This is a genomic window from Helcococcus sp. SA-HE-C1 (genome assembly GCF_985670335.1).
Genome location: NZ_OZ484652.1, coordinates 1,171,224 through 1,184,631 on the forward strand (window position 1 = coordinate 1,171,224; position 13,408 = coordinate 1,184,631).

The 13,408-nt window shown below is 26.6% G+C and carries 12 protein-coding genes, 3 pseudogenes and 1 CRISPR repeat array; of the genes and pseudogenes, 6 read left to right on the forward strand and 9 right to left on the reverse strand.

Going from position 1 to position 13,408, the window contains the following annotated elements; all coding sequences use genetic code 11:
* The first annotated feature begins 66 nt into the window (after positions 1-66).
* A pseudogene (locus AC4KN9_RS06090) lies at positions 67-944 on the forward strand (IS256 family transposase).
* Between the two features lie 536 nt (positions 945-1,480).
* Here the strand turns inward: AC4KN9_RS06090 and AC4KN9_RS06095 are convergent.
* On the reverse strand, positions 1,481-1,714 hold the full coding sequence (locus tag AC4KN9_RS06095) for a hypothetical protein (RefSeq protein ID WP_491017704.1): 234 nt from the start codon (positions 1,712-1,714) through the stop codon (positions 1,481-1,483).
* A 118-nt stretch (positions 1,715-1,832) separates the two neighbouring features.
* Between AC4KN9_RS06095 and AC4KN9_RS06100 the strand changes: the two are divergent.
* The 3 genes and pseudogenes from AC4KN9_RS06100 to AC4KN9_RS06110 form a co-directional block, all read left to right on the forward strand.
* Positions 1,833-2,050: pseudogene (locus AC4KN9_RS06100) on the forward strand (ImmA/IrrE family metallo-endopeptidase); the annotation flags it as partial.
* Between the two features lie 457 nt (positions 2,051-2,507).
* Positions 2,508-3,674, forward strand: a complete 1,167-nt coding sequence (locus tag AC4KN9_RS06105; RefSeq protein WP_491017705.1) for an IS110 family RNA-guided transposase — start codon at positions 2,508-2,510, stop codon at positions 3,672-3,674.
* A gap of 229 nt (positions 3,675-3,903) precedes the next feature.
* Positions 3,904-4,224: pseudogene (locus AC4KN9_RS06110) on the forward strand (hypothetical protein); the annotation flags it as partial.
* A gap of 197 nt (positions 4,225-4,421) precedes the next feature.
* A CRISPR array of direct repeats spans positions 4,422-4,769; the repeat unit is 36 nt; unit sequence ATCTACATTAGTAGAAATTATAAAGGTTCTCTAGAT.
* A gap of 142 nt (positions 4,770-4,911) precedes the next feature.
* Here AC4KN9_RS06110 and cas2 read toward each other — a convergent pair.
* From cas2 to cas12a (AC4KN9_RS06140), 6 genes are read right to left on the reverse strand one after another with little or no spacing between them, the layout of a single operon-like run.
* The gene (gene cas2, locus AC4KN9_RS06115; protein WP_491017706.1) at positions 4,912-5,184 is read right to left on the reverse strand and encodes a CRISPR-associated endonuclease Cas2; all 273 of its coding nucleotides are present in this window, start codon (positions 5,182-5,184) and stop codon (positions 4,912-4,914) included.
* Between the two features lie 2 nt (positions 5,185-5,186).
* Positions 5,187-5,672 carry a CRISPR-associated endonuclease Cas1 gene (gene cas1 / locus AC4KN9_RS06120; protein ID WP_491017707.1) on the reverse strand — a complete coding sequence of 162 codons (486 nt, stop codon included), beginning with the start codon at positions 5,670-5,672 and terminating at the stop codon, positions 5,187-5,189.
* 7 nt (positions 5,673-5,679) lie between these two features.
* Entirely contained in the window at positions 5,680-6,144 is a 465-nt protein-coding gene (locus AC4KN9_RS06125; protein WP_491017708.1) for a CRISPR-associated endonuclease Cas1, read from the reverse strand.
* Positions 6,141-6,701, reverse strand: a complete 561-nt coding sequence (gene cas4 / locus AC4KN9_RS06130; protein WP_491017709.1) for a type V CRISPR-associated protein Cas4 — start codon at positions 6,699-6,701, stop codon at positions 6,141-6,143. Before cas4 ends, AC4KN9_RS06125 begins: the two co-directional genes overlap by 4 nt.
* A gap of 11 nt (positions 6,702-6,712) precedes the next feature.
* Complete coding sequence (cas12a, locus tag AC4KN9_RS06135) at positions 6,713-8,149, reverse strand: type V CRISPR-associated protein Cas12a/Cpf1 (RefSeq protein WP_491017956.1); 1,437 nt, start codon at positions 8,147-8,149, stop codon at positions 6,713-6,715.
* On the reverse strand, positions 8,143-10,527 hold the full coding sequence (cas12a, locus tag AC4KN9_RS06140) for a type V CRISPR-associated protein Cas12a/Cpf1 (protein ID WP_491017710.1): 2,385 nt from the start codon (positions 10,525-10,527) through the stop codon (positions 8,143-8,145). Before cas12a (AC4KN9_RS06140) ends, cas12a (AC4KN9_RS06135) begins: the two co-directional genes overlap by 7 nt.
* Positions 10,528-11,571: 1,044 nt before the next feature.
* Here cas12a (AC4KN9_RS06140) and AC4KN9_RS06145 point away from each other — a divergent pair.
* On the forward strand, positions 11,572-11,778 hold the full coding sequence (locus tag AC4KN9_RS06145; protein ID WP_491017711.1) for an MgtC/SapB family protein: 207 nt from the start codon (positions 11,572-11,574) through the stop codon (positions 11,776-11,778).
* Entirely contained in the window at positions 11,754-12,260 is a 507-nt protein-coding gene (locus AC4KN9_RS06150; RefSeq protein ID WP_491017712.1) for an MgtC/SapB family protein, read from the forward strand. Before AC4KN9_RS06145 ends, AC4KN9_RS06150 begins: the two co-directional genes overlap by 25 nt.
* Positions 12,261-12,486: 226 nt before the next feature.
* On the opposite strand, the gene AC4KN9_RS06155 is transcribed toward AC4KN9_RS06150, so the two are convergent.
* The gene (locus AC4KN9_RS06155) at positions 12,487-12,669 is read right to left on the reverse strand and encodes a hypothetical protein (RefSeq protein ID WP_491017713.1); all 183 of its coding nucleotides are present in this window, start codon (positions 12,667-12,669) and stop codon (positions 12,487-12,489) included.
* A 49-nt stretch (positions 12,670-12,718) separates the two neighbouring features.
* The gene (locus AC4KN9_RS06160) at positions 12,719-13,408 is read right to left on the reverse strand and encodes an ABC transporter ATP-binding protein (protein WP_491017714.1); all 690 of its coding nucleotides are present in this window, start codon (positions 13,406-13,408) and stop codon (positions 12,719-12,721) included.

The window sequence follows — 13,408 nt, forward strand, 5'->3', positions numbered from 1 at the left end:
AAACTAATTAGGAGGAATTTTTATGCAAAAAAAAGGTCAGAAACAAAAAGAAGCAAAATAGCAAAAATGTTAATTGAAGAATATCAGCCTCAAAGCGCACAAGATATTCAAGAAGCTTTAAAAGACCTTCTAGGCGATACAATGGAAAAACTTTTAAAAACAGAATTAGATGAGCATTTAAACTATGAATATGGAGAAAAACCACTATCCTTAAACACTAGAAACGGCACAAGAAAAAAAACAGTTAGATCATCTTATGGAAATATAGACTTAAACATACCAAGAGATAGAGAAGGTTCATTTGAGCCACAAGCATTAAGAAAATACGAAAAAGACATATCAAACATAGAAAATCAGATAATATCAATGTATGGGAAAGGTATGACAACAAGAGACATATCAAGTCATATCAAAGATATCTATGGTTTTGGAATATCAGAAACAATGGTAAGTAAAATAACCAACAAAATACTACCAACCATAGAAGCGTGGCAAAATAGACCACTAGAAAAATCTATCCTATGGTCTTTTTAGACGCCATCCACTATCACGTAAGAGAAAACAACATAGTAGTCAAGAAAGCAGTATACAAAGCACCAACCGAAGACTTAGCCCTAACAAATCTAGAAATCTTTGAAGAAAAATGGAGTAAAAAATATCCAATGTGTGTAAGCTCTTGGAAGAACAACTGGGCAGAATTATCAACATATTTCAAATATCCAGAAGGAATAAGAAAACTAATATATACAACAAATGCCATGGAAAACTTCAATAGGCAACTAAGAAAAGTTACAAAAAACAAGACCATATTTCCAAATGACTATGCTCTACAAAAAAGCTTGTATCTGGCAATGGTAGATGCTTCAAGTAAATGGACAAGTAAAATTCGTGGATGGGATCAAATCTTATCCCAATTATCAATATTTTTTGAGGGGAGGTTTTAAAAATCCAAATAGAAAAATGAGTAAAATCGCCTGCAAATTTTCATGAAAATTTGACAGATTATTAAAATTGTGTAAAATTAAGTAAAGCTCCATTCCTATAGGAATGGACAAAAATTGATACATAAAAAATGTATCAACCCTTACCCTTATATCAGGATTTAGGTTGATACACAAAATTATTTACAGACCTCAGATAGAATTTCATATATCCTTGCTCAATGTATCTTATTTATCCCCTAGTAATCATAACTAATGATTCCGTTAGCTACTTTTATTTTGATTTTTTTGCGTTATATAATTAGTATATTCATTAAAAATTATTCTACCTAGACTAGCATATCCACCTGTTCCTATTATATCTAATATTGTCGCCGTAGTCTTTACTATAGTCCAAGTACTAGCTTTTTAAGGATTTCTACTCCACGTTTTTCTGCAGCTAACCTTTTTTTAATATCAGAAGCATACCATCGTGTTGTTGAAATAAGTTTTTTTGTAGGTCTTGGAGGCTGTTCAGCTGTTACATAAAATTGTGTTACCTATCTTCTATGCAATGAAAACATAGATGAATGTGAAGTATCTCCTAAATTTTCAAGATAATCTCTTTTTGTTTTATTTATAAAATTCTGATCATTAGATAATTTTTTTTGTATTTCCGTTGTTATTATTCTTTCTTCATCTTGATAAACGATGATAGACATAAGTTCATTATTCTTGCTTGCCTCAGATACACTTTGAATATTTAGAAAAATAAAACTTATTAATAACACCAAACATAATAATTTAGCGGCTTTTCATTTTATTGATAACATTTCTTCTCCCTATTTTATTTTGAATTAACATGATAATGTTAATAATAATTTTAATATACAAAATTGATTATGCTAACGTTTTCTAGCACTTATATTAATTAGTAATAAAGATGTCCTCGATAATGTTAATGATCAAGTTTATGTTAATGAAATTGCTGGACAATTAGGTGTAGATATAAATTTACTAAATCTAAAAATTTCTGAGTTAGAAAAATGAGAAATTTTAATAAGACAATTAAAGTTAATACTCGTCAGAGAAATTTTCTTAAAAACTATCGACCTGAACATTATTATTAGGAGACTCTATGGGAATTTTTATTGCAGGTTATATTTTATTGATCCTTTCTGGAATAGTTTCTACTATCTCATCTCTACCTACTCTGTAAAAATTCCAGCATTTTTAATTGATTTTATAATTGTAGGTTTAGGATTTTATATATCCATAAAAGATAAACTAGATAACAAATTAGCTATTCCCCTTATATAATGTATTTAGGCTGTTAAAGGTAACCTATAACCCTTTTTCGACTAAATATTATTCAGGTTTGCTGTATAATATTGTTATTAGGTAGAGTGTACTCGTTTTCTCCTTGAGATTTAATCTCGTACTTGAAAGAGTGAGTCCTCTAATCTTTTAACTGTTTACGAATAAGTTAGATGTTGACCCTTTTAGGGTACTTCGTATATACCATAAGGCAGTAACGTTATTAGATTTTGAGGTGTCTATCTAAAATACTTTTTTTTGAGGTTTCAAATGTTTTATTTAGGTATCGATATTGGTAAAAATACTCATGTTGCTTCATTAGTTGATGACAAGAAAAAAGTTATTTTTAAAGCTTTTTCTTTTTCAAATTCCATTGAGGGTGCTTGTAGTTTAATCCTTAAACTACAAGCTTTCAAAAATGAACTTGAAGTTGGTATGGAAGCTACAGGTCATTATTGGTTATCTCTATACTCATATCTTGTTGAAAAGAACTTCACTGTTCGTGTTATCAATCCAATCCAAACTGACGGTTGGCAATCTGGTATAGAAATCAGAAAGAGAAAAACTGATATTATTGATTCTCTTTTAATAGCTGATCTTCTTAGATATGGAGATTTCGTTGAGACTTCACTTTCTAATGAAGATTATTTGTCTTTGAGAAATCTTTCCAGATTTAGGTCCTTCCTCATTTCTTCAATTGGCGATTCTAAAAGAAAAACTATTGCACTTTTAGATCAAGTTTTCCCTGAATATGCTTCTTCTTTTAGTAATATTTTTGGGAAGACTTCTAAGGAAATTCTTTCACATTTCTCTACTCCTTCTGATTTTGAGGATATTAGTTCTGATGATTTGAATACTTTTCTTGAGTCTGTTACTAGGAAAAACTATGCTTCTAAGAAGATTGATGAGCTTTCTAAAAAGGCTTCTTCTTTTGGTATTAATTTCTGCTTGGACTCGTTTAGTCTTCAAATCAAAATGCTTATTGAGCAAATTTCTTTTATTCAAAATCAGGTATCTGATGTTGAAAATGAAATTGAGGTTTTACTTGAAAAACTTAATTCTCCAATTACTACTATTCCAGGTATCGGTTCTGTTAATGCAGCTACTATATTAGGTGAGATTGGAGATATTAAAAGATTTTCTAATCCGTCTAAACTTGTCGCTTATGCTGGTTTGGATGCTAGCGTTTCTCAGTCTGGAGAATATGAATCTACTTACAATCATATGAGTAAAAGAGGTTCTCCTCACTTAAGGCGTGCTCTTTTTCAATCCGCTCTTAGAGCTGAATTTTGTGACCCAGTTTTTTCTGATTATTATCAGAAAAAACTCAGTGAAGGCAAGCATCATTTAGTTGCTACCAATGCAGTTGCTAGAAAGCTTTGTCATACTATTTTTGCTGTCCTTACTAAGAATGAACCTTATCAAGTGCAGAGTTAATTTTTAATTAACTGTTTACAAATTTTTAAAAAAGTTCTGTAAATGACGAGCTTTTCTCGGGCATAACCTTTATCATTTACAGGTTCTTTTGAAAAATTACTATTTAAAAGTCCAAAACTTTACTAACCCTATTTTTAATCTTAAACTTTAGGGTGCTTTTTCATGCTTATTTTTATTCATTTTTTATCAATATCATTACTTATATTTTCTTTGTTTCACCTCTTGACTTTTAATAGTTAGTCTTTCAATTACAATAGTAATTATTTATGGGATATTTCTAGTTTTTATAAATCAAAATCCACCAAAAATCTGTAAAATTTCAAGCTATATAATTACTTTTATCGGATCATCAGTTGCACTATGGTTGGCACTAGATTTTATAACAAGCACACTAACCACTTTTAAAATAATAGGTCAAACTTATCATCAATTACCAATAACCAAAAGTATGATGATAAATTCTTTTATACATTATGTAATTATATTCTTGATTAGTATTCCAGTGTTTAAAGGTAGAATGAAATTTATACTTGGAGGAAATTATGAGTAAAGAAATTGATAAAAACAAAAACGAAAATCATGATAAACATGAGCTTCAAAATAGATCATCTACTGCTGAATACTTGACTTTTATTGCAGCTAAAGGTGATGACCAGGAAGCTATTGAAATTAGATATGAAGATGAAAATATTTGGCTAACTCAAAATATGATGGCAGCTATTTATGATGTCAGCACTGTATCAATAAATCTACATTAGTAGAAATTATAAAGGTTCTCTAGATAAAGAGTACATTTATAGATGTATCTTATCTACATTAGTAGAAATTATAAAGGTTCTCTAGATTGCCATTTTAATAAATGGAGCATCTAATCTACATTAGTAGAAATTATTAAGGTTCTCTAGATTTGTTCCAACAATTCACCTCTATGAGCATCTACATTAGTAGAAATTATTAAGGTTCTCTAGATAATATAGTGGAACTTCTAATTATGTTGATTTACATTAGTAGAAATTATAAAGTTCTCTAGATTAGTTGTTTATTTGTTAACTTTTTTGTATCTACATTAGTAGAAATTATAGAGGTTCTCTAGATACTCTACATCTTAAATTCAATATTTTCAATTTTTGTAGAGCGTCTATTTGCAAACCTATTTTGTTTTTATATTGATAATTAATTATATATCTATTTTTCAACATCTGAAATCTTTAATTTTTGTAAAGACTAAGCTTTACAATTAAATAATAATTATATCTTCATCTTCATTTCTAGGGAACCCATACTTTATTATATCATTTTCACATCTAATTTTGTAAATTAAAACACTATCTGATTGTGAAAATCTCTTCCAAAATTTATTATGTATTTCTGTAATTATATTTTCGAGTATTCTGTTGCTATTATCTATCTCAAAAACTGAGTACTGAATCCTATGTCCAAATTTCTTCAAATATTTTGAAAAATGAGTTCTTAATCTATCATCTGAAATATCATAACTTAAAATAATCATATCTATATGTTAAACTTTTTATATCGTTTAACATCTTCCCCTTTCATAAAACTTCTATAAAATGATTGTATATAAAGGAATATTTCTTCTTTATACTCATTAATTGCTTCACTAAATATCTTTACATATTTTTTGTTTTGTTCATATTTGAGTATATATCGACCTCTAAATTTCTTAAAATCACTTTTTCTTATCTGATTTAAATTTATTGATTTTCTTACCTGATAGTCAATTATTGGTCTGAATGGTTCTACCATGTCACAAACTAATGATTTTCGTTTATAGAATAAAGTATGTAGAAAACCATGATATATATTAAACCCATAAATATTTAATATCGCTTCAATATAATTAAATAATATTGTATAACCTATATCAAGAGAAGCATTTATGTAATCTCCTTTAATCCTAGGCTTCCTACCTTTCCAATCAAATGATCCATATAATAATCCAAAATATTGTTTCGCACAGTATCCTTCATATCCCATAAGTTTATTAAGATTTTCTGAACATAATTTGTTTTTTTATATTTTCTATTTCTAATAATTTTCTCTTAAAATCTTCATCTTTATTTCTTTGTTTTTTCAGAATTGAAATTTGATTTTCAATTTTATCTTCTATTATAAACTTTCCAATGTCTAATGAAGCATATTCAATTTGCTTCTTTTCAAGTAGTGTATTACCCCTTATCCTAAAACCAAGATAATCAACCACCTTAAAACCGGAATTCATTATTACTATTGCAAATCCTGCTTTTTTACTTAGGTTTATAAAGTTTGAAGTTATGCTGAAGTTTCCTATTATGAAAATAGCAAATAGTCTATAGCTACTAGTTTGAAACTTAATCTTTCCTTCTTTATCTTTTATTATAACATTTTCATTTTTTACACTAAATTTTTCTCCAGCTATTGTGAAACAGTATATAATTTGCTTCTTTCTAAAGTCCTTTTTACTAATCATACAAGACTCCTATCACACATATTTGAATAGACGCATGTTTGACATTTACTTTTGCTAACTTGGATGAAATTATCAATATTAAATTTTCGTATACTTTTAATAGTATTAAAAAACTTGTTTTTCATATCAATATCATCCTCTGGAAGTCTAATATTATAAACAACATTATCATCATAGCTATATATTTCTAACTTCTCAATTTCATACGAATCTTCTAATAAGCAGTAATATTGTGCATATAATTGAAATACTTGGCCATCATAAATCTTTGAAATCTTCTTTTTTCTCTCTATTAACTTTTTATTTTTTACATCTAGTATATCTATTTTTCCTGTTAATCCTAGTTTTTGTGAGTATATGTCTAAGGATGTAATTACATCCTTAGAATTTGAATATTTTTTCTTATCTACATTTTCATGAATTTTAAATCCTTTTATTTGTTTTGTACTATTGTATAAGATCCCGTTAATTTCAGTCATTAACTCGTGAAAATATATTGATAATGGACAAAATATAAAATCATTTAAATTAGAAATTTTTATTAAATTTGACTCCATGTATTTGTCCCCTATCTATTTCTACTTTGCATATAATCTAGCCATTCAGAATTTGTAATATATGTTGAAATATATTCATCACTATTTTTTCTAAATCTATTAATAGCATACAATCCCTTCAAAGCAATATTGTATGCACCATTTGCATCTGAATCATATGGTATACTTCCGTCACTATTTCTAGTATCAAAGAATTCACCGTTAAATGAAACTGGAGAGAGTATATAATCATCAAGTTCATCATTTGTTCTTTTTGAATTTCTTAGTGATAAAGCATCCTTAAATGTGTAAAAAGAAGCTTTTAATAGTTCATCATTACTAATTATCGTTTCTTTGAGATTATCTTCATTTTTGTAATTAATTTTTTGTTTTAAAAAAGTATCCATTAAGTTTTTGCTTATATCAACATAATCCTTTTTATAATGATTATTCTTTCTGTAGCCCTTGATTCTAATTCCTTGAGTTGATATTTCCCATTTATTCTTTTTAGTTTCAAAGATAGTCGAAAATTTTTTCAAATCTATTGAATATACAAAGGTACCCTGAGATTCATCGTAAACAATTTTATCGATATTGGACATAAATTCTTTAATACCATTTAAATTCATATTTCTATTAAATTTTATTGTATTTGCAAATCCTGAACTAGGATCAATCTTTGATGTGTATGCTGCTGGGACAAAGAACACAATTCCGTTATTATTCGTTTGCTCTACTGTACTATCACATAGTTGATATGCATTCAAAACACCACCCAAGTTACAATGATTTTCTACATTTTTATCAACTAGAAAGCTTAATTTATTAACTAACATATTTTCAAATTTTTGATATATTTGTTTTTCAAATTTTAACCTAGTTCTCTTAAATCCAGTATTCAGATTTTCCATAAAAATCAATGCATTATGCTGAATTGCTAATTTCACAACTTCATGTACTGCTTGTGAGACATATCCCTCTTTAAGATTTTTTATACTATTAATTTTTTGCCAACTCTTTCTAGCATTATTTCTGTCTTTTTCTCTTTTATCTAACTTATCATGATAGTCAACGTTATTAATAATATTTAGTGATTTCTGTTCAATAATATTACCTTTTGAATCAATTACAATAGCATATATTAAGTTTTTTTCACCTCTATCTAAACCTATTATATTAAAATCATATTCTTTAACTAAACCTCTTACTTTTTTGTTAATATCAGAGTTTTTAGATTTAGAATTAAATATCACTGGCACATGAAAACTAAACTGATCTACTGTAAATCTCCTATTTTTTGTTATATCATATTCAAGTACTTTGGTTTCTATATTTGGATTATCAAGAAATTCTTTAGCTTCTTCGCTAATATTACTATTATCACCATTAATATGTCTATTAATCTCAGGGATTATCTCGTCTGGTACTCTCTTTTTAACACCATCTTCTACATAGTTTTTACTCAGGATCTTTCTCCTTTTTTATGCACAATAGGATCATTTATACTTTTTTCCCTTAAGAAAAATTCAGCATTTCCAGCTAATCTCATATTACCCTTTTTAATATTTTCTTCGGAGAATAAAGTTTTTATATACATTGTATGAAGATTATCTTTTCCTTTACTATATTTAGAAAAATCTTTGTTATATAGTTGGAATAACATTAAGTCTCCACCTTCAACTAATTTATCAATTTCTCTAGCATTTATATTTCTAAAAGTCATTAAACTTGAGCTGTTCTCAATGTCTCTATAAAATTCGCTAATATCACTATATTTTTCAGTTGGTAGTAGGTTTGAGTAGTCAAATACTTTTGTAGACTTATAACTAGATAAAAAATCTTTACATCCATCAATTGCAATATTTAACGCTTTTCTATAACCTTTAAAATCATCAGTTTTTCGTAAATAATCTTTTTGAAATTTTTTCTTACCTTCGAATTCTTTTCTAAAAGTATCAAATAGTTCTCTAGTTATTTTTAGAGGAGTTTCATAGCTATCGTTACTTAAATAATAATCGGTATCGTTATTTTTAAAATGATTTTTAACTTCATTTACAAACATACACTTGGGTATCATCTTATTTGGTCCTGGTAATAAGTAATATTCCATTTTTTCATAATTATCTTCTGACTCAGAAAATTCATCAAAATCTATTTTTGTACCAGTACCAATTGCTACATAATATTTTTCTTCTCTTTTAAAAATGAATGTCTTATATTGGTCTTCTTTACTCTTACTCCATCCATCTGCTAGAGTAGGTATATCAAATTTAAGTTTTATATTGTCTTTACTAAAGTTAACTTTTGTAACATAGTTTCTAACTAAGTTTAACCAGTTAGTATTTTCAAAAATATCATCTTGAAATTCCAATAGTGCTCCATAAAATTCAATATCAGTATCAATATTATCCCCATTATTAAAGTTTTTAGTAAATCTAAGTAATGACTGTACAGAATCTAGTATCCTCTTATAAACTTGAATATTATCACTACTATTTACATTATTTTCATCTAATTCTTTTAATTTATCTTCAAATTTTATATAGGATTCTTTAAAAAAATCTTTTTCCCTTTCAAAATAGTCTTGTATACGTTCAATAAAATTAAAACCATTTTCTGACTCTTCATTAAAGTTTTCGATTAAAAAATTTAGAGAAACAACTTTATCTCTGAATTCCTGATCATTGTCTGTAATGCCTAGTAGAGAGTTAATTTCTTTTTGTTTCTTTTTAGTTAACTTTATACTTTTACTTAATGCATTCTTAAATAATTTATCTCTAATTGTTGATAAGATATATCCATGATCCTTAAACTCTCTTGTTGAAATAAGTCTAATAAATTCTGTAGTTACATATACACTGTTTAAATCTTTTTCATTCAAATTATTGATTTCTTTTTCAAATAATTCAAGAGATGGTAGCTCTTTATACTTTTTATGGATTTTCTCTAGAAGTTTAAGCAGTTCTTCATCAGATTCAAGTACAACTATTTTTTTCTCTCCTATATTTGATAATATTTGTTTCATTAATTTTGGTAAATTTGATATTTTAACTTTATTTTTTTGTTGATAAAGATTTATTCGAGAATTTATTACCCCTCTAATATTATTAAATTTATCGATTCCTTCTTGAGTTATAAACTTATAGTAGTTTTTTATAGAAATATAATCACTAAGGATATTTTCATCGTAACCAATTATTCCTTGTTTTTTTAATTCAAAATTTGAATCACTTATTATTTTTTCAAACTTATGACTTATATTATTAATTAAATTAACACAATTAATAAATATATTAAAATTGTCATTTACAATTCTATTGTAAATTGATGTTGACTTATTTTCTTTTGTATCAAAAATATTTTTTCTGTTTTCATGGAACCCGGTAAAATAAACTGTAAATCCTTTAAATAGTTGCAATGCTTCCGTTTCTTCTTTATCTAAGTCGTATAAATCAATAATAACATCTATAAAATTTTTTGTTGCTAAATGTTCAATATTCTTATCTTTATTAACTAACTTATCCAAATTTTTAATTAGTTTATTTTTTTCTTTTTCAATATCTAATTCATTTCTATCTTCACCAGATTTAGATAATTGATTATAATAATTAACAAAAGATATCTCGTCACTTGTTTTTATATTATTTTCGCTTAATCCTTCTGATATTAAATCTCTATAGGCTCTGTCTATTAGTCCTTTAACTATAGGATAAGCCTTATCTCTTTTATAATCTGATTCAATGATATTTTCCAGGGTATCTTGTGTCTTACCTATTGGAATCAGCTTAAATCTTAGTGTTTTAGTCACTTTTTGTAAACTAGTCATTTCTTCAAAAGTGTTGTACATATTTATCTCCTTTATATTTTATTTTATGTACATATGTTAAACCTTGTATCTAATACACATAAAATTTTTTTAATAATTCAATTTACTGATTTTATCTGAAAATTTCCTCCTATTTTTATTTTAATTTTATTTATGTAAAGTTTTTGAGAATCATAATAAATTTTTCCTCATTAATAATTATGTATTTAAGATTATCTGCTAGTATTTCATCTGGTGGCTCAACCGCTGGAATTTGAGGGATAACAGAAAGTCTTCCTCTTTGTGAATATCATCTTGCGACACTATTTAATTTGATAACTTTTTAAGTCACATGTCCCAAACTTTATTAAACCTTTACTAGTAGTTATAATTACACCATTCTCTTGTACAACAAATTTATTTTGCAAGTTTGCTATCTATATAAATTAGTTTCAATCCATTTTCACTCGACTTAAACTCTACCAAGTATAATGTTAATCTACTCTTCTGTTTCAGAAACAACAACTGATTTTTTCAATCGATTGAACATACATCTTAAAATATGGGTATTAGGTGATACTTTTTAATTTAGGAATCGATTTCCTATAATCATCATTTTTTTTTATTCAGATGTTCCTTTTGCTAAATCTACTTCATTTATATTTTTCTGTTATAAATCTCCTCAAAATCAATATCCATCGTTACTATTTATATCATCATAATTATAACACGAGAATATATAGTCGAACCATAGACCGAGAATCATCTCTTACCTTTTTTTCAGTAGAAGCAATACTTGACATCAATAAAGACAAAGAATTTAGTTTATAGCGTTTTTCTTCCTTTTTTTCTGATTAAAATGCAAAATTTATTTACGTCAACTTTTTTAGAGTATAGATCCTTATCTGAAAATAAATTTACAAATAGTGAAGATATTCTTTCTATCTCTTATACTCTATATCTTCAATCCAATTCTTCGCTTTAATTATAATATCTTACCTCATTACGTTCAATATGAAAAATTAGAAAATATTTTTTATCATAAAATGATATAATAATAAACACATATTTAAGAGGAGGTTTGCAATGGATAAACTATCTACAAATGAAATTTTTATAAGACTAATCTGTTCAATAGTTTTTTCTGGTCTAATAGGCTTAGAAAGAGAGAAAAGTCATAGAAGTGCAGGGTTAAAAACTCATATTTTAGTAGGCATGGGAGCCGCAACGATTTCTCTAATCCAAATGGATACGATATCTTTTGCACTATGTTTAATCCAGATTCAAATGTAAAAATTGATGCTGTTAGATTGATTGCTCAAGTTGTTAGTGGGATAGGTTTTTTGGAAGCTGGTACCATTATTGTTACAAAAAGAAGCGTAACCGGCTTAACTACTGCTGCATCTATATGGTGTGTATCCACTATTGGACTTGCCTTTGGTATGGGATACTATGCAATTGGAATTTTAAGCGGACTATTAATACTAGTTGTATTAATAGTATTTAAGAGAATCTTAGTGATTCCTGGTACACAAAAATTTGTTATAAAATTTTTATCTAATAAAGAAACTATGTATGAAATAAAGGAAGCTATAAAATCTATTGATCCAAAATTTGATATAGTAGGGATGACCACATTAACTGAAAATCAAAATTTATATACAACTCATGTATATAGAATAAATACAACAAGAAACACTTCATTTTTAGAACTAGCATATAAACTCCCATCTTTAAATAATATTATAAGTGTTAAATTTGACGAGTTTGAATAAAAAATTAATATCTTATCTTTTAGTTTAATTAATTATATATGATTTTTTAATACTAAGTATATCTTTGGAAAAATTTAAAAATGGTTAGTGAAGAGAATATGATAAAACGCAGGGAATTGAACTGAATCCGTGTCTGTTATATTATACTTGATAATATCATATGAAAAAATTTTTAATTGCAATTTTTTATAATATAAATATTTTCAGATATAATAAATAATTTTATCTAATACTCTTCATATGTAGAATTTAAGCATGTAACAAAGGCTAAAACTAACAATTGTTCAGGATTTGTACCAGAAATATCATCTGCCATAGGACTTGAAACTTCAAAATCCCTTTTGTTAGGGAAAATCATAGATGCTCTCCCATAAAGACCATCTATATTTTTAACCTTTGTTTTATACATACTTTCTATTTTTTCATGAAATCTCCTTGTATATTATCTAAACTTAAATCTATACATTTTTATGTGATTGTACAAATTTACCATCAACCATTACAAAAATTTCATCTGAAAATTCTGCTACATTTTTGTCATGTGTTACCATTATTATTGATAAATCTTCACTTATCAAACTTCTAAATAATTCTAATATTTCTTGAGAAGTTTTTTCATCTAGCGCACCTGTTGGCTCATCTGCTAATATTAAAGAAGGGTTATTTACAATCGCTCTAGCTATTGCTACTCTTTGCTTTTGTCCTCCTGATAACATTGAGCATTTTTTATCGAAGGTATGCTCACTCAATCCAACACGTTTTAGTGCTTCAATAGCCATTTTATTTATATCATGTTTCTTAAATTTTTTATCAAAATATAAAGGAATTTTTACATTATCTATTGCTGTATCTTCCTCTACTAGCATATAGTCTTGGTATACAAAACTTATTTGCTTTCCTCTTATTTCGTTTTCGTCTATTTCATCTATATTTTTAATTTCTTTACCGTTAAAATAATATTTTCCACTATCATAAGTTTCAATACAACCTATAATATTTAATAATGTTGACTTTCCTACTCCACTTGTCCCCATCATAGATACAAATTTATTTTTCTCTAATTTAAAACTAATGTCCTTTAATACATGCAAGCTATTATCGCTTTTTTTATTATAATATTTATTTAAATCTTTTATTTCTACTAACAT